This window comes from Shewanella sp. Isolate7 (genome assembly GCF_022398425.1).
In the GTDB taxonomy this organism is placed as follows: domain Bacteria; phylum Pseudomonadota; class Gammaproteobacteria; order Enterobacterales; family Shewanellaceae; genus Shewanella.
The window spans coordinates 1-22718 of sequence record NZ_JAKEVJ010000003.1; the positions used below are offsets into that span (position 1 = coordinate 1).

General features: G+C 56.2%; 17 protein-coding genes. 11 read left to right on the forward strand and 6 right to left on the reverse strand.

From position 1 onward, the window contains the following. Positions 1-812: 812 nt before the first annotated feature. Positions 813-1298, reverse strand: coding sequence for a ribonuclease E activity regulator RraA (rraA, locus tag L1D47_RS01080; protein WP_011867166.1), 486 nt, complete (start codon positions 1296-1298; stop codon positions 813-815). Between the two features lie 336 nt (positions 1299-1634). On the opposite strand from rraA, the gene L1D47_RS01085 reads away from it, so the two are divergent. From L1D47_RS01085 to L1D47_RS01100, 4 genes are all read left to right on the forward strand, one after another. Continuing rightward, the gene (locus L1D47_RS01085) at positions 1635-1889 is read left to right on the forward strand and encodes a YgjV family protein (protein ID WP_033539479.1); all 255 of its coding nucleotides are present in this window, start codon (positions 1635-1637) and stop codon (positions 1887-1889) included. A 97-nt stretch (positions 1890-1986) separates the two neighbouring features. Beyond that, positions 1987-2517: a phosphatase PAP2 family protein gene (locus tag L1D47_RS01090; protein WP_239882225.1), complete on the forward strand. Its 531-nt coding sequence runs from the start codon at positions 1987-1989 to the stop codon at positions 2515-2517. 25 nt (positions 2518-2542) lie between these two features. Then, positions 2543-3595 carry an MJ1255/VC2487 family glycosyltransferase gene (locus tag L1D47_RS01095; protein WP_239882226.1) on the forward strand — a complete coding sequence of 351 codons (1053 nt, stop codon included), beginning with the start codon at positions 2543-2545 and terminating at the stop codon, positions 3593-3595. Positions 3596-3693: 98 nt separating this feature from the next. Continuing rightward, entirely contained in the window at positions 3694-6870 is a 3177-nt protein-coding gene (locus L1D47_RS01100) for an HD domain-containing phosphohydrolase (RefSeq protein WP_239882227.1), read from the forward strand. 36 nt (positions 6871-6906) lie between these two features. Here L1D47_RS01100 and accC read toward each other — a convergent pair whose 3' ends face one another. From accC to arfB, 4 genes are all read right to left on the reverse strand, one after another. Next, entirely contained in the window at positions 6907-8259 is a 1353-nt protein-coding gene (gene accC, locus L1D47_RS01105) for an acetyl-CoA carboxylase biotin carboxylase subunit (protein ID WP_239882283.1), read from the reverse strand. Positions 8260-8341: 82 nt separating this feature from the next. Beyond that, positions 8342-8773, reverse strand: coding sequence for an acetyl-CoA carboxylase biotin carboxyl carrier protein (gene accB, locus L1D47_RS01110; RefSeq protein WP_239882228.1), 432 nt, complete (start codon positions 8771-8773; stop codon positions 8342-8344). A gap of 6 nt (positions 8774-8779) precedes the next feature. Further along, a complete protein-coding gene (aroQ, locus tag L1D47_RS01115; protein WP_239882229.1) occupies positions 8780-9232 on the reverse strand; it encodes a type II 3-dehydroquinate dehydratase in 453 nt (150 codons plus the stop codon). Positions 9233-9348: 116 nt separating this feature from the next. Beyond that, positions 9349-9759: an alternative ribosome rescue aminoacyl-tRNA hydrolase ArfB gene (gene arfB, locus L1D47_RS01120; protein ID WP_239882230.1), complete on the reverse strand. Its 411-nt coding sequence runs from the start codon at positions 9757-9759 to the stop codon at positions 9349-9351. Positions 9760-9869: 110 nt separating this feature from the next. Between arfB and L1D47_RS01125 the strand changes: the two genes are divergently transcribed. From L1D47_RS01125 to L1D47_RS01155, 7 genes are all read left to right on the forward strand, one after another. Next, complete coding sequence (locus tag L1D47_RS01125) at positions 9870-10253, forward strand: STAS/SEC14 domain-containing protein (protein WP_041509884.1); 384 nt, start codon at positions 9870-9872, stop codon at positions 10251-10253. Between the two features lie 49 nt (positions 10254-10302). Then, a complete protein-coding gene (locus tag L1D47_RS01130; RefSeq protein ID WP_239882231.1) occupies positions 10303-10485 on the forward strand; it encodes a DUF3012 domain-containing protein in 183 nt (60 codons plus the stop codon). A gap of 485 nt (positions 10486-10970) precedes the next feature. Continuing rightward, positions 10971-11414 carry a hypothetical protein gene (locus L1D47_RS01135; RefSeq protein WP_239882232.1) on the forward strand — a complete coding sequence of 148 codons (444 nt, stop codon included), beginning with the start codon at positions 10971-10973 and terminating at the stop codon, positions 11412-11414. Between the two features lie 206 nt (positions 11415-11620). Beyond that, positions 11621-12916: a TolC family protein gene (locus tag L1D47_RS01140; protein ID WP_239882233.1), complete on the forward strand. Its 1296-nt coding sequence runs from the start codon at positions 11621-11623 to the stop codon at positions 12914-12916. A 61-nt stretch (positions 12917-12977) separates the two neighbouring features. Then, on the forward strand, positions 12978-14237 hold the full coding sequence (locus L1D47_RS01145) for an efflux RND transporter periplasmic adaptor subunit (RefSeq protein WP_239882234.1): 1260 nt from the start codon (positions 12978-12980) through the stop codon (positions 14235-14237). A gap of 12 nt (positions 14238-14249) precedes the next feature. Then, complete coding sequence (locus L1D47_RS01150; protein ID WP_239882235.1) at positions 14250-17480, forward strand: CusA/CzcA family heavy metal efflux RND transporter; 3231 nt, start codon at positions 14250-14252, stop codon at positions 17478-17480. Positions 17481-18335: 855 nt separating this feature from the next. Next, the gene (locus tag L1D47_RS01155) at positions 18336-19556 is read left to right on the forward strand and encodes an OprO/OprP family phosphate-selective porin (RefSeq protein ID WP_239882284.1); all 1221 of its coding nucleotides are present in this window, start codon (positions 18336-18338) and stop codon (positions 19554-19556) included. A 448-nt stretch (positions 19557-20004) separates the two neighbouring features. Here the strand turns inward: L1D47_RS01155 and L1D47_RS01160 are convergent, their stop codons facing one another. Continuing rightward, entirely contained in the window at positions 20005-22284 is a 2280-nt protein-coding gene (locus L1D47_RS01160; RefSeq protein WP_239882236.1) for an aminotransferase class V-fold PLP-dependent enzyme, read from the reverse strand. Between the last annotated feature and the right edge of the window lie 434 nt (positions 22285-22718).

Below are 22718 nucleotides of genomic sequence, written 5' to 3' on the forward strand. Positions count from 1 at the left end.
GTGCCCATCGAGCGACACGTAAAAATCAAGAATGCAGCGACCCCTTTTGACCCTCAATACCAAGAATATTTGGTGAAGAGAAAATCTAAAAGGCTAGCTCGTAACTCTTGGAAAGAGCCTGTCCCGACTGCGTTATAAGTTGCTGGGTATCAATGATGCCTTAGTGGAGGCTTGAGCCGTATGCAGTGAAAGTTGCACGTACGGTTCTTAGAGGGGCGGCACTTGGTAACAAGTGTCGTCTACTCGACATAAGCAACTTAGCTTTGACAGGATGATGGGGACCAAATGCGGCTCAATCGAAGAGATTGATAACCCAGTGTAGATGCTGCTGAGGGTATCGAAAACAGGGATGTTTTCGTTAAGCGGTCAGGGATGACGTATAGCGTCCCGAGGCAGTATCTGCACATAAGTGAGCCGCAGGCTATTAATTGCAATGAAGGTTCGACTTCATAAACTCTGACCGGCATCCACCAAGCCAAAGGCAAAATGTTTAAAAAGAGTCAGCGTGCCTCAGCAGTACCTGCACATAAGGCCGTTCCTTCACATCCGTGTGATCACGGCATTGGCGCATCCTTGCGCAGCACCTACCGTAGGTGATAAGTACACCATGAAGTTATGGTTTAAAGGACCCTTTTAAACTTTAACTAGGGTTGATGCTTAAATAGCTATTGCCATGTGCCACCCGCAACAGACAATACCTATTACGGTGAGAGAAGGGGGCCATCGATAGGCCACAAAAAAGGACGACTCTCGGTCGTCCTTTTACGATTAGATGGCTAAGCCAAAATCATCATGCCATTTCGGGCGTCAGCTTAATCGATATCTAACGGCTCGGGTGACAGGATGATGCCTGTGTTGTCGGCGTAGATATGGTCGGCTGGCAGGAAGGTAACGCCGCCGAAGTTAACCGGGATCTCCAGTTCGCCTACGCCATGGCCGTCTGCACCGACGGGAATGGAGGCCAGGGCCTGAATACCTATGTCGAGATCTTCCAGTGCGTCGACGTCGCGCACCGAACCATAAACGATAATGCCTTCCCAGTTATTTGCCACGGCTATCTCGGCGATGTTGGCATCGACCAATGCACGACGCAGGGATCCGCCGCCGTCGACCAGCAATACCTTGCCTTCGCCATCTTGTTGCAGTACTTCAGCGATTAATCCATTGTCTTCGAAGCATTTAATGGTGCTAATTGAACCGCCGAAAGAGCTACAACCACCGTAATTACTGAACATGGGCTCAACAACATCGACCACATCAATGTAAGTGTCACAAAGTTCTGAGGTGTTGTATTCCATAAGTCATACTCCTGTAGAGAGGCATTTTACTGGGATAAATCAGCAATATATTGTTACCAGCCAGTATATAAGGGATTCTTAAAAAGAAAAGCGTTATAACTCACGCTATTGGTGATAATAGCGCCGTTTGGCTAAGTTGTTGTAATCTTTCTTTCATTGCTTTCTTATTGTGCAAAAAACATGACCAAGGTCATTAAATAACGTATTTTAATTACAAGCTGGGGCTAAATTTGTTAGCATGTAGGTAGTCAACGATTAACTTAACTTTAACTTGCTTTAGGGGCACGGATCCCCCAGTTAGCTTATGGACGGCAGAGGGCCTTAAGAAGGTGCCTTATGGAAGCTTCAAACACAATTGAACTAATCGGCTATTCCGCCTCGGTGATGGTGGCTATCTCTTTGATGATGAAAGATATAGTTTGGCTAAGATGTCTTAACTTTACCGGCTGTACACTGTTTGTGATCTACGGGATCTATATCTCGGCCTGGCCTGTGGCCGGCATGAACGCCTTTGTCGCCTGTATCAATATCTATCACTTAGTGAAGTTATTCCGCGCTAAGTCTCAGGTGGGCAATACCGCCGAGGCATAAGGCTTATCCCTGTCATAAATATTTAGGCTAGATGTCACCTAGGCGTCATAGCGAGTTTTTAGGCTCCTGATCATACCTTAATGATCCGGAGCCTTTTATGTTTCAGACCTTAGCTAAGCTAGATCGTCAGGCCTTTGCCGCGATCAACGCCTATGGCGTGGCTTACCGTCTAAACCCTAAGGCCAGGCTTATCTCGGCCACGGGCGACGGGCCTTACTATCTCTATTTGTGTGTGTTCTTGCTGCTGCTCGATGAGCGGGGGGAGACACTGTTCAACCTGGCGCTCGCCGCCTTCATCATAGAGCTGCCCCTCTATCTGGTGCTCAAGAACAGTATTCGGCGTACGCGTCCCTGTCATCAGCCTCTGTCCGGCGGCGATAGCCTGATGCAGACCTTCGAGCCATCGGATAAATTTAGCCTGCCTTCGGGCCACACGGCGGCGGCCTTTGTGATGGCCTGCGCCATCGCCTGGTGTTATCCCGCTTTTGCCTGGCTGGTCTTCGGTTGGGCGACGATCATAGGTGTTTCGCGTATCATCTTGGGCGTGCATTACCCGCTGGACATTCTGGCGGGGGCCCTTCTGGGCGTGACGAGTTGCTACCTGGCATTACCGCTCGTCGGGCAATAAATCACTAGCAGGAGTCAGCACAAACATGCGTATTCTTTACGGCGTGCAAGGCACAGGGAATGGCCATCTCAGTCGTGCCAGAGTCATGGCGACGGCCCTTAAAAATCAGCAGGTCGATGTCGATTTCTTCTTTTCCGGTCGTGACAGTCAAGATTATTTCGACATGCAGTGTTTCGGCGAGTATCGCACCCAGGCCGGGTTAACCTTTGCGACTCAAAATGGCTGTGTCAGCATCGCCAAGACGGCGCTGCAGAACTCCCTGAGCGCCCTGGTCAAAGATGTGCGCGGCCTAGATCTCAGCGGCTATGACTTGGTGCTTAACGACTTCGAACCTGTCTCTGCCTGGGCGGCACGGCTTCAGGGGGTGCCCTCTATCGGCGTGAGCCATCAGGCGGCGCTGCAATACGATGTGCCCAAGGTGGGTAACGGCTGGTTTAATCAGATGCTGCTCAACTATTTTGCGCCGGTCGATCGAGCGCTGGGCTGCCACTGGCATCATTTTGGCTTCCCGCTGCTGCCGCCTTTCGTGGAGGTGAGCGAGCTGGTGAGCTATAACTCCCACGACATTCTGGTCTATCTGCCGTTCGAGTCGCCCGAGGATATCAACGCGTTACTCAGGGACTTTGACGAGTATCGCTTTCATGTGTTTCATGGCTCGGCTGCGCCCCTGGGCTGCGCCGAGCATGTTATCTGGTCTGGCTTTAATCGTGACGGCTTCAAGGCCAAGCTGGCGCAGTGCGGTGGGGTGATCGCCAGTGCCGGATTCGAGCTGGCCAGTGAGGCGCTGACCCTGGGCAAGAAGCTGTTGGTCAAGCCGCTGCACGGTCAGTTCGAGCAGCTCTCTAACGTGGCGGCGCTTGAGCTGCTGGGGGCGGCCGAGAGCATGAAGTGGCTCGATCCTGCGGCTGTGAAGCGCTGGCTGCGGGCGCCTAAGCCCGAGCCTATCGCCTATCCCCAGGTGGGAGATGCCCTGGTTTCTTGGCTCAAGCAGGGCAATTGGCATCAGGGCGAGGTATTGTGCCAGGAGCTGTGGCAGCAGGTGGAACTGCCGGAATCATGGCGCAAGAAAAGTCCCTAATATGTGATTTTTTAGGATGTTAACTCGCTTTTTATGGTGAGAGCTGCGGATATCTGGTTATACTCATTGAGTCGGATACTCATGGGAAAGGACATCGCATGCTGGGTCTCACCTTAGCCAAACCTAAGCGGCTTACCATACGCGTCACTGTGGTGGGCACCTTTATCATTGCCACACTATTCACCGCCGCGGTGGCGATCGGCCTGCAATATTATTTCGGGCAGCGGTTGGCCACCGAGGCCAGCCTCAAGCTCTACAACCAGAGCGCCGACAGCACAGGCAGCTACCTGAGTCAGCTCGACAGCCAGGCTATTAACACCACTAAGCTGGTCGCCAACTTCGAGGGGCTCTATACCCCCATGGGGCTGACCCGAGAGGCCAAGCAGGTATTCGGTCAGGCGATGCGCTCGGCAAAGTTTATCTATGCCATCTACCTGGGCAGCCCGGACGGCGATCTGTTCGAGTTGGTGAATCTCGATGCCCACCCCATAGTGCGGCGCCAGCTCAAGGCCTCCTTGGAGGATCGCTGGGTGATCATCGCCATTCAGGGCAAGGGCGAGGGGCGTATTCGCGCCTTTCATTATCTCGATGCAGACTTTAATCAGCGCGCGAGCCGCATGGAGCCCACAGATTACGATGCCAGCATCCGCCCCTGGTTTATCGATGCGCGCCGTGACAAGGTGTTTAAGACCGAACCCTATCTGTTTCAGAACCTGCAGGCTCCCGGTATCACCTATTCTATCCGCCTGCCTGGCAGCGATGCCGTGCTGGCAGTGGACGTCGCCCTGTCGAGTCTGGATGACTACCTGATACAGCTGGGAGGCGGCGATGAGGCGGGGCGTGAAGTCTTTGTCTATCGTGCCAGCGGCGCCCTGGTGGCCTCTAATCGTCAGCAGGCCGCCTTGGTCGATATTCCTGCCGCTCAGCCGCTTACCCTCACGCCAGAGGAGCAGGCGCTGGTGGCCAATACGCCGGCGCTTATCGCCTCCAACGAGACCGACTGGCCCCCCATAGACTTTGCCGTGGCCGGTCGCCCCATGGGCTACAGCATAGACCTGCTCAATCTGGTGGCCGAGATGACGGGGCTAACCATCAACTACAACAATGGCTTCACCTGGCCGGAATTTGTCGATAAGTTCAAGGCACGGGAGATCAACCTGCTGCACTCTGTGCTTAACAGCGAGGCCAATCGCTCGTTAGGGGTCTTTAGTCAGTCATTTTTGAGCATGCCCTTCGCCGCCGTGACCCGGCCCGGAGAGCCGTCGATTAGGCATGTGGCTCAGCTGGCGGGCAAGCGGGTGGCGATCCCTGAGGGCTGGTCGATCGTTCCTATCATCAGGCAATATTTCCCTGACATCCAGGTGGTTGAGATCTCCTCGACCCGAGGGATCTTACTGGCGGTGAAAGAGGGGCGGGCCTATGCCGCTATCGACAATAGCATAGTGTTGCGCTACACGGCGCAGCAATATTATATCGATGGCTTGCAGTTTCATGAGGACTTAGATTACGCTCCCGTGGAGGTTAAGGCGGGGCTAAGCATAGTGATGCATTCGGAGGATGCCGCCCTTATCTCGCTGATCAATAAGGCGGTTGCCAATATCACGCCAGAGCAGATGCAGGCGCTGCGCAATAAGTGGTTTGCCGAGGGGCTGCAGGTGGCACCGGCCAGGGTGCAGGGAACCGTGCCCTACAAGGCGCTTATCGATATCGCCGTCGATCCCAGCCGTCAGCAGCAGCTGATCGCCACCTCGATCAACGGCGAGCCCAGTTTCGTCTATGTCTCTCCCCTTGGCAGTAACGCCGCCGAACAGGAGTTTTTTGCCATCTTGGTGCCCCAAGAGATGTTGCTGGCATCGAGCCTGGATAAGGTGAAGCAGTCGATAGCCATCACAGGGCTCTGCCTGCTGCTGGCGCTGCCGTTTTCCTGGGTGTTTGCCTCGCCCATTATCTCGCCGATCAAGCAGCTGGCACTGGAAAACCTCAAGGTGAAGTTTCGCCGCTATGACGAGGTGGCTAAGGTAGATTCCTATATCAAGGAGATCGACGAGCTGGCGGTTTCCCTGGTGGATATGGCCGAGTCGATTCGTCAGCATGAGCAAGACCATAAGGCGCTGATGGACGCCTTCATCAAGCTGATCGCCCAGGCGATCGATGACAAGTCTCCCTACACCGCAGGTCACTGTAACCGGGTGCCCGAGCTAGGCTTGATGCTGGCCGAGTATGCGGCCAAGTCGGATCTGCCCGCCTTCAAGGAATTTCGCTTCAAGAACGCCGACGAACACAGGGAGTTTCGCATCGCCGCCTGGCTCCACGACTGCGGCAAGATCACCACGCCTGAGCATATCGTGGACAAGGGCAGCAAGCTGGAGCTGATCTATAACCGCATCCACGAGGTGCGCATGCGTTTTGAGGTGTTGTGGCGCGACGCCGAGATTCACTACCTTAAGCAGTGCTTAGAGCGCCCCGAGCTTGAGACCGAGCATAAAGCGGAGCTGAACCAACGCCGCGAGCAACTGAGGGAAGACTTTGCCTTCATCGCCGGGGCCAACGTGGGCGGCGAGTTCATGGATCAAGCCGATATCGACAGGTTAAAGGCGCTGTCGCAAATCACCTGGCAGCGTCACTTTGACGATCGTCTCGGCCTCTCGCCGGTGGAGGAGCTCAACTATCCCGAGTTTGCCAAGGAGGTCAGCCTGCCGGTGACAGAGCAGCTGCTGGCCGACAAGCCAGAGCATGTGGTCCCTCGCCATCGCCCCGAGGTGTTCGACCCTAAGTTTGGCATCAAGATGACTGTGCCCGAGGCGCTCTATAATCAGGGGGAGATCTATAACCTGAGTATCTGCCGCGGTACCCTGACCGATGAGGATAGGTTCAAGATCAATCAGCATATTACCAGCACTATCAAGATGCTGGAGAACTTACCCTTCCCGCCGGAGCTGGCGCGTGTGCCTCGTTATGCCTCGACCCATCACGAGACGCTGATCGGCACTGGCTACCCCAGAAAGCTCAGTGGCGACGACCTGTCGATCCCCGAGCGCATACTTGTGCTGGCGGATATCTTCGAGGCGCTCACCGCTGCCGACAGACCCTACAAGAAGGCCAAGCCGTTGAGTGTCGCCATCGATATTCTGCATAAGATGGTGCTCGACCAGCATGTTGACGGCGAGGTGTTTAAGCTGTTCCTCTCAAGTGGCATCTATCTCGAGTACGCTAATCGTTATCTGGCGGCGGAGCAGATCGACGAGGTGGATATCGACAAGTACCTGGCGGCCTAGTCGAGACTGGAGCTAGTTTTGAAGTCTTGCAGGTACTTATTTTCCAGGCAACAAGGTATCTTCCAGGTAGTGAATCGAGGCCTCGCCTCGCTGCACTTGCGGGTCGGCGAGCAGTGCCTTGAGCAGCGGCACATTGGTCTTAATGCCTGTGATAGTCAGTTCATCCAGGGCGGTGCGCATGCGGGCGATCGTCTCTGGCCTGTCATCCCCCCAGGCGATCAACTTGGCGACCATGGCATCGTAATGGGGCGGCACGCTGGCACCAGCGCAGAGGTGGGAATCCCAACGCACCCCGAGCCCGCCGGGCACCTGTAGCTTGTCTATCCGGCCTGGTGAGGGGGCGAAGCTGGCCGGGTCTTCGGCGTTGATGCGACACTCGATGGCGTGACCCTTAGGTGCGATTAACTGCTGATTTAAATTTAGGGGCTCGCCCTGGGCGACCTTGAGCTGCAGGGCAAGCAGATCCACGCCGGTGACCATCTCGGTAATGGTGTGTTCCACCTGGATGCGGGTGTTCATCTCCATGAAGTAGAACTCGCCATCCTGATAGAGAAACTCTAAGGTGCCTGCACCGCGATAGCCTATGGCCTGACAAGCCTCTATGCAGCTTTGGCCTATCTGTTCGCGCTGCTCTGGCGTCAAACCTGGCGCCGGGGCGGACTCGATCACCTTCTGCTGGGCCCTCTGCAGCGAGCAGTCTCGCTCGCCGAGCGAAATGCAGTGCCCGTGATGATCGCACAGCACCTGCACCTCAATATGGCGTGGCCGGGTGAGATACTTCTCCAGATAGACGCCACCATTGCAGAAGTCGGCCTCGGCCTCCTGGCGGGTGAGGGCGATGCCATTAAGCAGCCCGGCCTCCGCCTCGACGATCCGCATCCCCTTGCCGCCACCGCCTGCGGTGGCCTTGATGATCAGCGGGTAGCCTATGTCTCTGGCGAGCTTGAGGTTGTCGGCATCATCGTCTCCTAGCAGGCCGTCTGAGCCGGGCACGGTCGGCACGCCCGCCGCCCTCATGACCGCGATGGCGCTGACCTTGTCGCCCATCAGGCGTATGGTCTCGGGGCTGGGGCCGATAAAATGAAAGCCGCTGTCGGTGACTTGCTGGGCGAAGTCGGCATTTTCCGCCAGAAAGCCGTAACCCGGATGGATGGCATCGACCTTTGTTAGATCTGCGGCGCCGAGGATGGCGGCAATATTGAGGTAACTTTCTCTGGCAGGGGCTGGACCGATGCAGATAGTCTCGTCGGCGAGTCTCAGGTGATCACTGTCCTTGTCGGCGCTGGCGTAGACGGCGACCGTCTTTATGCCCAGCTGGCGACAGGCGCGTATGATGCGCAGGGCGATTTCGCCGCGATTGGCGATCAAGACCTTGTTGAATGAGCGCATCGCTTGTGACACCTGAGCCTCCTGGGTGTTGGTTTTATCCCTATTCGATCACCATCATTCGACAATCATTGTTCGAGATTCATCATTCAATCACCATCAGAGGTTGATCGAACTCGACGCCATCGCCGCTGTGGCAGAGGATCGCCTTCACTACGCCTGCGTGCGGCGCCTGGATCTGATTCATCATCTTCATCGCCTCTATGATGCAGACAGGCTCCCCCTGCTCGACCCGCTGACCCAGTGCCACCAGAGGGGCGGCATCGACCGCGGGGGAGAGATAGAAGGTGCCTACCATGGGGGAGCGCAGCAGGGTCTCATCCTCAAATTCGGTTTGACTGGCTTGCGTCTCGGGCTCTGTCTCGCTCGCGAGGGTGACGCCTGGGGTTTGAGTGTTCGGCGCACCGGACACCTGACGGCAGAGGCGAATAGACTCCTCGCCCTCCTTGATCTCCAGCTCAGTGATATCCGATGCCTGCACCAGCTCAATCAGTTTCTTTATCTTGCGAATATCCATGGCAGGCTACTTCTCCTGGCTGGCTCTGACGCGGGCAATGGCCGAGTCCAGGGCGTAGCGGTAGCCCTGCTCGCCCAGGCCGCAGATGACGCCCACCGCCTTGTCGGAGAAGTAGGAGTGATGCCTGAAGGCCTCTCTGGCATGTACGTTGGAGAGATGTACCTCGATAAAGGGGATGGCGACGCCGAGCAGGGCGTCTCTGAGTGCCACGCTGGTGTGGGTAAAGGCCGCCGGATTGATGATGATGAAGTCGGCGTCGCTCTGATGTATGGCGTCGATCAGCTCATGTTCGGCGTTGGATTGAATATGATCCAGGCTGGCGCCTTGCTCGGCTGCCAAGCACTGTAGCTGCTCGACGATCTGCGCCAGGGTGTGATGACCATAGTGGCCGGGTTCGCGTCGACCCAGCAGGTTGAGGTTGGGGCCGTTTACCAGGAGAATTTTCACCGCTTTACTCATGCACAACACCTTATGGATTCAGTCTTTTAAGTCAGATACCTGCAACTTAGCACACTTATCGGCGATTTTGGCGTCTCGTTAGCAAAAATCAAGATGAGGCAAAGAGTGAGGACGGATTAGAACTGCTTCTGCCTGAGGGCCTTGGTGGCGCCGCGCTGTTTCTTGCTATCGACCCGCCTGCGCTGGCTGGCCTTGGTGGGTTTAGTCGCGACCCGTTTCTTGGCGGTGTGACCTACGCTGGCCACCAGGGCGATAAACTGCTCCAACGCCGTCTGACGATTGGCGTCCTGGCTGCGACTGGCCTGGCACTTGATGATGATCTTGCCACTTTGAGTGATGCGATGATCCGACTTAGCCAGCAGGCGCTGTTGATAGAACTCGGGCAGGGAGGATTGGCGGATGTCGAAGATCAGCTGGGCCGCGGTAGAAACCTTGTTGAGGTGCTGACCGCCGGCGCCACTGGAACGGATGAATTGCCATTCCACTTCGTTATCGGCTAGTTGGACGCGTTGAGAGATCCGTATCATCTGAGCTCGCTTGTCGGCATGTTCGGCTTATTTGATCTAGACCTGTATCATTGGCCTGTCAAAATGATGCAAAATGGTCGCCAAATTAGGCGCCTTCTCGGAGTGTGAGTATGTTATGTCAAATCGCCGATATCACCAATGGGGTGATCAGTTTATTTGCCAGCGGGCGATTGTCGACCCAGGACTATTGCCGCAAGATAGTCCCGATCATTGAGGAATATCAGCAGGCCTCGGGTAAGGTGTGTCTCTATATCGAGGCCGATGTGCTGCTGGAAGGTTGGGAGAGCCAGTCGCTCTCGGGCGTGGGTGAGCTGCAACTGCCCAGGTTCGATGCCTTGGTGCTGGTGGGCGGCCCCGATTGGTTTGGTAATGCGGTGCGCCTAATGGGCCCCTTTATGCAGGGGGAGGTGGCGTGGTATGCTCTTGAAGATAAACCCCAGGCTATCGAGTGGATCACCGCCAAACTGAGTTGTCCGATCGAGCAGGAGTCTTAGGCTCCAGGACTGGTAATATTACTATCTGACATCCTTAAGGAATCTCTTCATGTTAAAATCTTCACTCTCTCTGACGTCTGCCGCGCTGGCTCTGGCTCTGATGGCATCGCTTTCAGGTTGTGCTCCCGAGGTGGGTAGCGAAAAGTGGTGTAAGCAGATGGAAGATAAGCCTAAGGGTGACTGGACGGTCAACGAAGCCGCCGACTACACCAAGCACTGCGTATTTAAGTAATGAAAGCTAGGGCCTGTTGATCTTTGCCGTTTGTTTTTGCAGCAGTTTGAAGGTGATTTATACAAGGCAGAGCCTGTGCCGTGTGGTATCCTACACAAACTGGCGATAACACCGTAGAAATGGTCTACAAACGCTGCCCTACGGGTTCATCTAAACGCGCGCTGCACTTTGTTGTTCGCCATTCACATAGAGTAACTATGCTTCATGGCTCTCGCCTCGCGCAAAACGCGTTTAGATTGAACAAAAATTAAACTTGAAAGATCAACAGGCCCTAGGGCTGTCGAGCTTTCCTGTAAGCTGCAAGGTCGCATATAAAATGCGTTTAGACCGAACAGCAATGACAGGCCCTAGACAGTCCCTAGCTGTGTGACCTGGTTGGCATGATGGGACGAGAGCCCCGTTATTTAATCGCTAGTCTTGGAACTATTTGCCAACCCCTGGGTCTGACTTCCCGACCTTTTACGCTTTTTCCTTTTGGAGTTTGCTTGAGCCTCTTCTTTCCACAACTGGTTCACAAGTTAGCCTTGATGATGATAGCCGTCGTCGCACTGCAGTTTGCAGGGGCGAATCTTGGCGCGCATCAGCTGCATCTTGGTAGCCATGAAGAGGAGAGCGAAACCCATCCCCACTTGCAGTTTACCGCCGAGGTGGTAAGCCTGGCGCAATGTATCGATTGTCAGTGCGCCTTCGATGAGCCAGAGCTGGAATCAGGAGTAGAGAAACCTCATCAACATCAGATCAGCAAGACAGAGACTCAGACCTTCGATCTCTGCCTCGACTGCCAGTGCCATGGCGGTCATGTGACCTTAGTCTCTCTGCTGACACTCACCCCTTCTGTGCCCGTGAGCGACGAGCCTGCGAGCGCCAGATTGCACTACCTTTCCCCGGAGCAACAAGCGGCCTATCGTCCGCCGATCCTTCTTTCTTAATCTGTTAAAAAATATGCCTTTTCAGGCCTGGTGAATGTCACAGGTTCTGTGAGGTGACCGTTTTTTATCGGGTGTTTTCTGTCAACTGTCCGCCTAGCGGTTGTGGCGCTTTGTGTTGTCACAGACCGTTCACCTGCATGGCTTATGGCTTGTTACTTATGGCGAAAGGCGACAGAAAACCCTGATCCTTAAGATTAGGAATTGCGATGAGAAAGACCTTAATCGCCACCGCATTGCTGGGCGCCATATGGTGCGCGCCCCTCTACGCCGAGCCCCTTTACGGCGAGCAAAAGCACGCCGAATCTGGTGACATGGCAGCCGCGCCGCTGCTGGCGCAGATCGATGAAACAGGTTTTCAGGGGTGGCTGGCCCCCCTGATGGCCAAGGTAAATCAACTGCCCGAGATCCAGGCGCAGCAGGCCAAGATTCGTCAGGCCAGGCTCTTGGTCGAGGCCGCAGATAGGCCCGTCTATAACCCCGAGCTGGGGGTGAGCTACCAAAATGCCAGCGAAGATACCTACACCCTGGAGGTGAGTCAGACTCTGGATTGGGGCGACAAGCGCGGGGTGGCCAAGCGTATCGCCCAGCTCGAGGCCGAGATCCTGCTGGCAGACAATCGCCTGGCGCGCAGCCAGCTCTACGGTGACCTCCTGATGGCGCTGGTGGAGCAGGCTCAGCAGGCCAAGTTGCTGGCCTTTCAGGGGCAACAGCTAGAGAGAGCAAGGCAGCAGCTTGCCATCGCCCGGCAACAGCTTGAGGCGGGAGCCCTGTCACGGGCCGAGCTGCAGCTGATGCAGCTGGATCTCGCCAGTAAGGCCGCCGAACTGGCGAATGCCGAGCAGGCATCGCTTGCCGCCGATGCCAGCGTATTGAGCCGCTTTGGTGAGCTGGCACTACCCTTCGCCGAATTTATAGGCGCCCTCAGCATAGAGGCGAGTGGCGAGGTTGGCCCCGAGCTGCCCGCACTGGCCGGCGCCTACCAGCAGGTGATGATGGCCAAACTTGCCAGCCAGCAGGTGGCGGCAGATACCAGCGCCGATCCCAGCATCAGCCTGAGCGCCGAGCGAGAGGGAGAGGAGAACAAGCTAGGCGTGGGGCTCTCTATCCCTATTCAGATCCGCAACAACTACCGCGAAGCCAAGGCGGCGGCCGGCACACAGGTCGCCATCGCCGAGCAAGACTATCTGGCCCGTGAGCGCAGCCTCACCCAGGCCGCCAAACTCTTTCACCTAAGCCTGCCCAGACTGCAGCAGCGTTACCGCCAGTGGCGTGAGTTGGTGCTCACCTCCGGCGCCGGTGTGCAGGACGCCCTGACCCAGCAATGGCGTGCGGGCGACATCAGCACAGGCGACTACCTGCAGGGGCAGCGGCAGCTGGCCAGCAGCTATCTGGCGGGAGTGGCCCTCGAGAGTGCCCTGTATCGCAGCTGGCTCGACTGGATGGCTCAGAGCGGCCAGCTGGAGGAATACCTACAGCGTCAAGTCAGTCGTGAAGGCGTTTAATCCTCTTTCGGCATTGACTGAGCGAACCGAAAGATAAGGCTAAAGAATTTAGGTGAAAATTATGAACAATCAATCAAATAAGACAGGTTTTCTACGGGTTAACCCGCTGATGCGGGCCATGGGCTTTGGCGCCCTGCTGACGATGACGGCCATGGGCGGGGTCGCCCTCGGCGCCGAGGGGCATGACCATGGCGCCGAGTCGGACAAGAAGCCGCTGACACAAGAGTCGGCACCAGAGCAGACCAAGAATCAGAGCGAGGGGCATGGCGATGCGGAAAGCCTTGGCGGTGAGGAGGGTCATGGCGACCAAGAGGCTCATGGTGGTGAGCTAGTGCTCACCGAGGCCCAGCGCCAGCTCGCCGGTATTCGTGTGGCGCCCATTAGCCGCCAGGGCTTTAGTCTGGCCGCGGTTGCCACCGCCACCCTGGTGGTGGACAGAGAGCGCACCGTCACCCTGGCGCCTCAGTCAGAGGTGCGCGTGCTGGCCCGCCATGTGGTGCCGGGTCAGGAGGTAACCAAGGGCCAGCCCCTGCTGACGCTAGGGGGCGCGGCGGTGGCCCAGGCACAGGCGGATTATATCAATGCCGCCGCCGAGTGGAGCCGGGTCAAACGCATGAGCCAAAGCGCGGTAAGCGCCAGTCGCCGCCTGCAGGCTCAGGTGGATGCCGAGCTTAAGCGCGCCATACTCGAGGCCCTTAAGATGACGCCGGCGCAGATCGAGGCGCTGGAATCGGATCCCGAGACCATAGGTCGCTATCAGCTGCTGGCACCGCTGGCTGGCCGAGTGCAGCAGGATGTGGCCATGCGTGGACAAGTATTTGCTGGTGGCACCGCGCTGATGCAGCTCACCGACGAGTCTCACCTCTGGGTCGAGGCCCAGGTGACGCCCACCCAGTCCCAGCAGATCAAGGTGGGCAGCAAGGCACTGGTGAAGGTGGGTGAGTTCAGCCTGGAGGCCGAGGTGCTCGGCCGCTCCCATGAGATCGATGCCGTCACCCGTACCGAGCAGATCCTGGTGGCCTTCGCCAACCCTGGCCATGTGCTACACGCCGGGCAGTTTGCCGAGATCTATCTGGCCGATGAAAGCCAGGATGGGGTGATATTGCCCGATGCCGCGCTGACCCGTGGCGGTGACGGCGACTGGCAGGTGTTTGTCGAAGAGGGTGAGGGCTTCGAGGCCGTCGAGGTGGAGGTGAGTGAGCGCCAACGCGGCATGAACCTGGTGCAGGGGCTTAGCCCGGACATGCGGGTGGTGGTCTCGGGCGCCTTCTTCCTGGCCTCAGAGCAGGCCAAGTCTGGCTTCGACATTCACAATCACTAAGAGGTAGCTCCTATGCTTCAGAAAATTATCGATAGCGCGATACGCAATCGGCTTCTGGTGGCCCTGGCGCTGCTCTGTGGGGTGATTGCCAGTGTCGCCATGTTACCTAGGCTCAATCTCGATGCCTTTCCCGATGTCACCAATGTGCAGGTGACGGTCAATACCGCCGCCGAGGGGCTGGCGGCCGAGGAAGTGGAGAAGCTGATCAGCTATCCGGTGGAATCGGCCATGTATGCCCTGCCGTCGGTGACCGAGGTGCGCTCCTTATCGCGCACGGGTCTCTCTATTGTGACCGTGGTGTTTGCCGAGGGCACGGATATCTACTTTGCCCGTCAGCAGGTGTTTGAGCAGTTGCAGGCCGCCAGAGAGATGATTCCCGATGGCGTGGGCGTGCCTGAAATTGGCCCCAACACCTCGGGTTTGGGACAGATCTATCAGTACATCCTACGGGCGACGCCCGAGTCCGGCATAGATGCGGCCGAGCTGAGGAGCCTCAACGATTATCTGGTGAAGCTCATCATGATGCCGGTGGGCGGCGTAACCGACGTGCTCTCCTTCGGCGGTGAGGTGCGTCAGTATCAGGTGCAGCTGGAGCCTAACAAGCTGCGCAGCTATGGTCTCTCCATGGATCAGGTGACCCAGGCATTGGAGAGCAATAACCGCAACGCCGGCGGTTGGTTTATGGACCAGGGTCAGGAGCAATTAGTGGTACGTGGCTACGGCCTGTTACCCGCCGGCAAGGCGGGCCTGGAGGCCATCGCCCAGATCCCGCTCACCGAGGCTGGCGGCACGCCGGTACGTGTGGGGGATATCGCCAGGGTAGACTTTGGCGCCGAGATCCGGGTGGGGGCGGTGACCATGACCCGCCGTGACGATAGCGGTACGCCGCAGGCACTGGGCGAAGTGGTTGCCGGCGTGGTGCTTAAACGCATGGGGGCCAACACCAAGGCGACCATTGACGATATATCGGCCCGTACCGCCATGATAGAGCAGGCCCTGCCCAAGGGCGTCTCATTCGAGGTGTTCTACGATCAGGCCGACCTGGTGAACAAGGCGGTCGAGACGGTGCGCGACGCCCTCCTGATGGCCTTTGTGTTTATCGTGGTGATCCTTGCGCTGTTTCTGGTGAATCTGCGGGCGACGGCTTTGGTGTTGCTCTCTATTCCCGTCTCCATCGGCCTAGCGTTGCTCGTCATGGCCTACTTTGGCATGTCTGCCAACCTCATGTCCCTCGGCGGGCTGGCGGTGGCAATAGGTATGCTGGTGGATGGCTCTGTGGTGATGGTGGAAAATATCTTCAAGCACCTGACTCAGCCCGACAGGCGCCATCTTGATACGGCGCGGGCGCGCGCCTCGGGCGAAGTCGATCCTCACCACGGCGAGGAAGATGGCCAGGGAGCGGGTGAGCGCGGCGGTATCGCCCTGCGGGTGATGCTGGCCGCCAAAGAGGTGTGCAGCCCCATCTTCTTCGCGACTGCCATCATCATAGTGGTGTTCGCCCCGCTGTTCGCTCTGGAAGGGGTAGAGGGCAAGCTGTTTCAGCCGATGGCGGTGAGCATCATACTGGCCATGGTGGCGGCGCTGTTTGTCGCCTTGATTGGCGTGCCTGCCCTGGCTGTCTACCTATTTAAGCGTGGCGTCACCCTGAGGGAGAGCCCGGTACTCAAGCCTGTGGAGGCTGTCTATCGTAGGCTGCTTAGCGCGACGCTGGCCCGCCCTAAGCTGGTGGTGTTGACCGCGATCATGCTGTTTGGGCTAAGCATGGCGCTGCTGCCGAGACTGGGTACCGAGTTTGTACCCGAGCTGGAGGAGGGCACCATCAACCTGAGGGTGACCCTGGCACCGACGGCGAGCCTGACCACCTCGCTGGATGTGGCCCCCAAGCTAGAGGCTATGTTGATGACCTTCCCCGAGGTCGACTATGCCCTGAGCCGTATCGGGGCCCCCGAACTGGGTGGCGATCCAGAGCCTGTGAGTAACATAGAGGTCTATATCGGCCTTAAGCCGATCGAGGAGTGGGAACACGCCGAGACCCGTCTAGAGTTGCAGCGCAAGATGGAGGAGAAGCTGAGTGTCTTCCCGGGTCTGTTGTTTACCTTCTCTCAGCCCATTGCCACCCGCGTCGATGAGCTGCTTTCGGGGGTGAAGGCACAGCTGGCGATCAAGCTGTTTGGCCCGGATCTCGAGGTGTTATCCAGCAAGGGGCAAGAACTCAGCGAGCTGGTGTCTGGTATTGAAGGGGCAGTCGACGTCTCCCTGGAGCAGGTTTCTGGCGAGGCCCAGCTGGTGGTGCGTCCCAAGCGCGATCTGCTGGCCCGCTACGGCATCAGCGTCGATGAGGTGATGAGCCTGGTGAGTCAGGGTATAGGCGGTGTCAGTGCCGGGCAGGTGATCGACGGTAACGCCAGATACGACATCAATGTGCGCCTGGCCAGCCAATATCGCAGCGCGCCCGATGCGCTGGAAGATCTCCTGCTTAGCGGTGTAAATGGTGCGACCGTACGCCTGGGCGAGGTGGCCGATGTGGTAGTCGAGATGGCGCCACCCAATATTCGTCGCGACGACGTGCAGCGCCGTGTTGTGGTACAGGCCAACGTGTCGGGACGTGACATGGGTTCTGTGGTGAAGGATATCTACGCCATAGTGCCCCAGGCGGATTTGCCACCTGGCTACACGGTCGTGGTCGGTGGTCAGTATGAGAACCAGCAGCGGGCTCAGCAGAAGTTGATGCTGGTGGTGCCCATCTCCATCGCCCTGATCGCGTTGCTACTCTACTTCTCCTTCGGCTCCATCAAACAGGTGGGCCTGATCATGGCTAACGTGCCGCTGGCGCTGATTGGCGGCGTGGTGGCCCTCTATATCAGTGGCACCTATCTGTCTGTGCCTAGCTCTATCGGCTTTATCACCTTGTTCGGGGTGGCGGTGCTCAATGGCGTGGTATTGGTGGATTCGATCAACCAGAGGCGGGCCTCGGGAGAAGCCCTCTACACCAGCGTGTATGAAGGCACTGTGGGACGCTTGCGTCCCGTGTTGATGACCGCCCTGACCTCGGCGCTGGGCCTGATCCCTATCCTGTTGTCGAGCGGCGTGGGGAGCGAGATCCAAAAGCCGCTGGCCGTGGTGATCATCGGCGGCCTGTTCAGTTCTACCGCCCTGACGCTACTGGTTTTGCCGACCCTGTATCGTTGGCTATATCAGACCAAGGCGCTTAAGGCCGACAAGGAACTGGAAGCCTTAGATTAGCAAGATGAAGTGATTCATAGGGGCCAGGGAGGGCCGGAGGCGGCGATGTTTTCAGTTTGCCATCGCAGTCATGTCTCCTTGGTGAAGCTTGGGGGAATGAGACCTCCTCTTTTCAGTCTCCGCTCATTACTAACCTTGTGAGGAGAGACCCTAAGGGGAATTCCCTAAAGTGAACACGCGCGGCAGGAGGCCGCGCTTTTTCGTCTTTTCAAGCTGCTCTTTCAAAGTACTGATCTAAAGTACTGCTTCAAAGTACAACTTCAAAATACTGCTCCAAAGTGCTGTTTCAAAGTGCTGTATTAAACTGTCATTTCAATTGGCTTTAGCTCGATGGTCTTGCCTGCCTAGGGCATGGAGGATTGATACGCTTTGAGCTATATGCCGCTAGATGGACAAACCTCATACACCCTAGATAATGGTTGAAGCAGAGCTTAGCGATAGATGCTTACGTCCCCTCCAGTTATCTCTCATTTTGATTTGATCTGTAACTAGTTTTCTGCATTTTTACCGACGCTTTATCCTTGTTGTATCGCAATTTTCTGTAGTTTTTTGGTGAAATGTGTTAAATTGTTTCACCTAATGCTCAGAGTGAACTCATTTTTGTTCGATTTGGGTCACATCTTTGCTGTCGTCGATAATAATACTAATAACTTTCATGATTTGAGTGCAAATTGTTTTAGTTCGATGTTTATTCATTTTGCTAAGCGTATGAGGCCTCTGGTTTCAATGGTGACTATCTACTTGCCTGACTAAGCGGGTTAGTTGCTTTTGGCCTAAGTGTGCTCTGGTTTCTATACTCATGATGTTGATGGCAGCTTAAAAGCAGAAAACTAAATAAATCAAAGAGGATGAATGATGATTCGCTATACACTTGCAGCTAGTTGTATCGCGCTGGTCCTGAGTGCCAATGCTGGCGCCACGACAGTGGATGAAGAGCTTAAGGCGCTCAAGGCGCGTATCGAGCAGTTGGAAGCCGAGAAAGAGCAGGCGCCCGAAGAGAAGGAGATGGATAAGTCTATCAAGTTTGGCGGCGCGGCCCGTTTCCAATATTCCTATGAGGACTATTCGGACGCCAATACCGATCGCGGCGGTGATTTCGACTTCGACCTCTTCCGTATCGATGTAAACGGTAATCTGGACGACGTTATCTTCTCTGCCCAGTATCGTTGGTTCGAATATATGAATGTGATCCATCATGCCTGGGTCGGCTATAACTTCGATGAGGAGCAGCAGGGTAAGATAGGGGTGACCCAGGTGCCGTTCGGTATCCTGACCTATGCCTCGAACAACTACTTCTTCAGTTCTAACTTCTACCTGGGTCTCGAAGACGATTACGACTTGGGTCTGAACTACACCTATAAGAGTGACAGCAATCGACTTGATCTCGCCTTCTACAAGAATGACGAGCAAGGTGGCCTGGATGGCTACGTGTCGGATCGCACCCACAGATATGCCTATGATGTAGTAGGCGTTCGCCTAGCGGGCGAGGGGATATACGATGCGCCAACCGCTGGCTATGCAGCTGGTGAGAAGAACACCTTCAATGCCCGTTACAGCCATAACTTTCAATTCGACGAGGTTAAGCTTGAGCTAGGCGTGTCGGGTCAGATAGGTCAGCTTGAGATAGAAAACGGCACCAACGGTGACCAGGTTGCCGCGGCGGTACATGGGGTGCTTAACTATGATCGCTGGAACCTTAAGTTGCAGCTCACCGACTACAAGTATGATGTCGATGGCATGGATGTAGAGCGTATGGTGGTCGCCGCCTATGCCTTCTACGATTCTATCCCGGCCGAGGCGACCAGTTATGTGGCCGACCTTGCCTATAGCCTGCCGGTAAAGTGGGGGCCAGTATCAAACCTGACCTTCTATAACGATTATTCCTTGATCACCGACAAGCCGAGTGGTCAGGAAGACACCTTCATGAACGTGACTGGGGTGGCGGTTACCGCGGGTGGCCTGTATACCTACTTTGACTTTGTGGTCGCCGAGAATCAGCCTTTCATCGGCGGCTCTATGGTGGGTGATGGCGGCACTAATAAGCGCTTTAACATCAACTTCGGCTACTATTTCTAGCCTGCTTGGCCTAGCCGCCAAATAAAAAACCGCATCTTAACAGGACAGGATGCGGTTTTTTTCTGCCCATCGGCGAGGGTGAGCTTAGGGTTTATACCAATCACAGTAAACATGTGATCAGAAATAGCGCAGGAAAAACGCTTGAGAACAAAGCAGGATTTTTAGATAAGTAGTTATTCTACAATTAAAAATACTAATACCGTTATCGAGCGTTTTAACAAGCTAGAATGATCAATTGTTTATTACGATTGGTATTAGGGCGAGGCCTGCTGAAGTTGAATAACGCCGAAATGGTGTTGCTATCAAAGCCCCGCAGGGCGAGGCTTACAGCGGTATTTGCTGCGTTACAGTTCTTGCGAAGGACTAGGGCCATTCGCTGCAAACTGTGCCTTGCATCTATCCACTTTAAGCACACGCAGAGCAAGTACGGGACTTATTCGCACCTTCCTTAGCTGTCGCTTAACGCATAGCCGCCCTTGAGGTGGGCTATCTTGTTAAAGCCGAGTCTGTGCAGCGCCTGGGCCGCCACCAGTGAACGACTGCCGCTACGGCATACCAGTACCCACTCGGCATCACTCTCCTGTTTGTGCTCCTGTACGAACTGCACCAGCCTGGTCATTGGCACGTTGATGGTCTGCTCACCCAGGGCGCCCAGCTCATGTTGCAGGGCGTATTCATGGGGCTCGCGAATATCCAGCAGCTTAATCTCAGGTGACTGACCTACTTGCAGCCTGAGCGTCTGGCTGTCGTACTCCTTCACCTTGGCCTTGTCGCAATCGCCTGTGTAGGCGCCGCAGATGATCTCGCTGCCGGCTTCATCCCTGAGATGGGTATCGAGTCTGGCCTTGTGCTGCTCAAATTGCGTCATGGAGAGGGCGCCGTTAATCGTCTCGTTGAGCAGCGGGTTAACCCTAAATTCGGCGGCGAAGCTGGTGGTGAACTCGTTGTTGTAGTCGTGGCTCGGGCAGAGCAGGGTGTCTTCGCCTATCAGGCTGTGTAGTAGCTTGAGGCTGTTGTACATCTGCTTGGCGCAGCTGGTGTCGAAGTTGGTGCGTCCCAGGCTGCCCATCAAGACGAGATCGCCGCAGAAGGCGTAGATCACCTCGCCCTGGGGCGAGCACAGCAGCAGGCTGATGCTGTCATTGGTGTGGCCAGGGGTGGCCAGCTTTACCAGCGACAGGGCGCCAAGGCTTATCATCTGCGCCGGTCTGGCGCCTATCTCAGCGATCTGATGTGCCTCTGGCCAGCCAAGATGATCGCTTGACTGCTCGGGTAGATAACGTGTGGCCAACTCCACACGTCCCGAGACGTGATCGGCGTGGCCGTGGGTATCGATAAAGGCGATGGGAGCTAGCTGCTGGCACTGCAGCAGGGTGTCGATACGGCTACTCAGCTCGGGCAGGGGATCGATCACCACGGCTTGTTTGCTCTGCTGATCGGCGTAGATCCAGCTGCAGCTTGAGCCCGACTTGAGATGAACCAACCCGTTAAGCGGCTGTTTATCTGTAAGGGCGTCATTGCCGCTCAAGGTCAGGCAGCTGTTGCCCAAGGCGTTAGCGGCAGACTGGATGCGCTCGCAGGCCTGATCGACCTCAGCCTGGGTCATGGCCGGGCCGAATGAGAGGCGAATGGCCGACTCGCTCTGCCAGGCGGGCAGCCCCATGGCGTCGAGCACGAAGCTGCGGGTCACCTTTGAGCTGCAGGCCGAGCCTGAGCTGACGCGGATATTGGCGGCGTCGAATAGATCCATGATCTCCTTGCTGCTAAAGCCGGGCACGGCGAAGTTTAAGGTGGTGGGCACGCTGTTATCGAAGCTATGGTTAAACACCAGCGTCGGGAAGGCGCGGCGTAGCGCCTGAGCGAGCTGCTCGCGGTAGCCTTTAAGCGTTGCATGGCCATAGAAGGCGCTGTCTTGCTCGGCCAGTAGCATGGCGAACACCTCGTTGAGCGCCGCCATGCCCGGCAGGTTCTCGGTACCCGATCTCAGTCCGCCTTCCTGACCACCGCCGGCGATAAAAGGGGTGAAAGGCGCGCCATCGCGAATATAGACCAGGCCGATCCCCTTGGGTGCATAGAGCTTATGACCGCTGAAGGGGGCATAATCTATGCTGGTTTGCGCCAGTGCCAGCGGGCGTTTACCCAGCGCCTGGACACAATCCACCATCCAGAACACCTCAGGATTGTGCTGACGAATGCAGGTATCCAGGGCATCGAGATCTTGATACACGCCGGTTTCGTTGTTGACCGCCATGGTGCAGATCATCAGGGCGTTGGGCACCTCTTTGGCGATGAAGTCGCGATCCAGCTCGCCATGCTCATCGACCGGAATCGCCTTGAGCTGGGCGCCTATCTCCAGCAGCTCATTCCAGTGGGCAAGGGAGTTGGGCACCGCCTTATGTTCGGTGGCACCATAGAGCAGGCTGTATTGCCTGTTTGGCTCCAGGCTGGCCTTGGCCTTGATGAGGGCTGAGAGGATGGCGGTCTGAATGCCTTCTGTGGCGCCGCTGGTAAAGATGAGTTTGCCCTGAGCGCTGCCCAGCAGCTGTTTGGCCCGCAGGCGGGTCTGCTCCATCAGGCTCTTGGCCTTCAGGCCTGTGATATGGCTGCTCGAGGGGTTGCCGAAAAGCTCCTCCATGGCGCCAAGCGCTGCCTTGGCGGCCTGGGGTAAAACGGGCGTAGTCGCGTTGGCGTCGAGGTAGATCTGGCTAAGCGGGGATGTGTGATGCATGGGATACTCGCTGCTGATTATTTTTATTATTAGAAAAAATTCTCATATAACAAATTGGTATATGTAATTCGATGTGGCTATATTAGCAGCTTGTGAGTAATGATCAAGATCATGTTTTTGCCGCCCATAGGGCGAAATGTGTGTTGTTGAAGGACGGTGGGGGATTTGGTGAGAGGCGCTAGGACCTGTTTATCTTTCGCGTTCATTTTTGCAGCATTCTGTATCGATTTTATACAAGGCAGAGCGATTGTAATTTAGTGTGCTACATAAATGAGCGATAACGCAGTAGAAAAATGATACAGACGCTGCCCGCAGGGTTCGTCTTGAGCACGTTCAACGCTTTGTTACTCGGCTTTTATATAGAATAACTATACTCCAAGCCTCCTGCCGCGATTTGAACGTGCTCAATTAGAACAAAATTTGTTCTCAAAAGG

Bases quoted from the DNA above. Each gene is read 5' to 3' on its own strand.
- rraA (WP_011867166.1), bottom strand. From the start codon at position 1,298: ATGGAATACAACACCTCAGAACTTTGTGACACTTACATTGATGTGGTC.
- L1D47_RS01085 (WP_033539479.1), top strand. From the start codon at position 1,635: ATGGAAGCTTCAAACACAATTGAACTAATCGGCTATTCCGCCTCGGTG.
- L1D47_RS01090 (WP_239882225.1), top strand. From the start codon at position 1,987: ATGTTTCAGACCTTAGCTAAGCTAGATCGTCAGGCCTTTGCCGCGATC.
- L1D47_RS01095 (WP_239882226.1), top strand. From the start codon at position 2,543: ATGCGTATTCTTTACGGCGTGCAAGGCACAGGGAATGGCCATCTCAGT.
- L1D47_RS01100 (WP_239882227.1), top strand. From the start codon at position 3,694: ATGCTGGGTCTCACCTTAGCCAAACCTAAGCGGCTTACCATACGCGTC.
- accC (WP_239882283.1), bottom strand. From the start codon at position 8,259: ATGCGCTCATTCAACAAGGTCTTGATCGCCAATCGCGGCGAAATCGCC.
- accB (WP_239882228.1), bottom strand. From the start codon at position 8,773: ATGGATATTCGCAAGATAAAGAAACTGATTGAGCTGGTGCAGGCATCG.
- aroQ (WP_239882229.1), bottom strand. From the start codon at position 9,232: ATGAGTAAAGCGGTGAAAATTCTCCTGGTAAACGGCCCCAACCTCAAC.
- arfB (WP_239882230.1), bottom strand. From the start codon at position 9,759: ATGATACGGATCTCTCAACGCGTCCAACTAGCCGATAACGAAGTGGAA.
- L1D47_RS01125 (WP_041509884.1), top strand. From the start codon at position 9,870: ATGTTATGTCAAATCGCCGATATCACCAATGGGGTGATCAGTTTATTT.
- L1D47_RS01130 (WP_239882231.1), top strand. From the start codon at position 10,303: ATGTTAAAATCTTCACTCTCTCTGACGTCTGCCGCGCTGGCTCTGGCT.
- L1D47_RS01140 (WP_239882233.1), top strand. From the start codon at position 11,621: ATGAGAAAGACCTTAATCGCCACCGCATTGCTGGGCGCCATATGGTGC.
- L1D47_RS01145 (WP_239882234.1), top strand. From the start codon at position 12,978: ATGAACAATCAATCAAATAAGACAGGTTTTCTACGGGTTAACCCGCTG.
- L1D47_RS01150 (WP_239882235.1), top strand. From the start codon at position 14,250: ATGCTTCAGAAAATTATCGATAGCGCGATACGCAATCGGCTTCTGGTG.
- L1D47_RS01155 (WP_239882284.1), top strand. From the start codon at position 18,336: ATGATTCGCTATACACTTGCAGCTAGTTGTATCGCGCTGGTCCTGAGT.
- L1D47_RS01160 (WP_239882236.1), bottom strand. From the start codon at position 22,284: ATGCATCACACATCCCCGCTTAGCCAGATCTACCTCGACGCCAACGCG.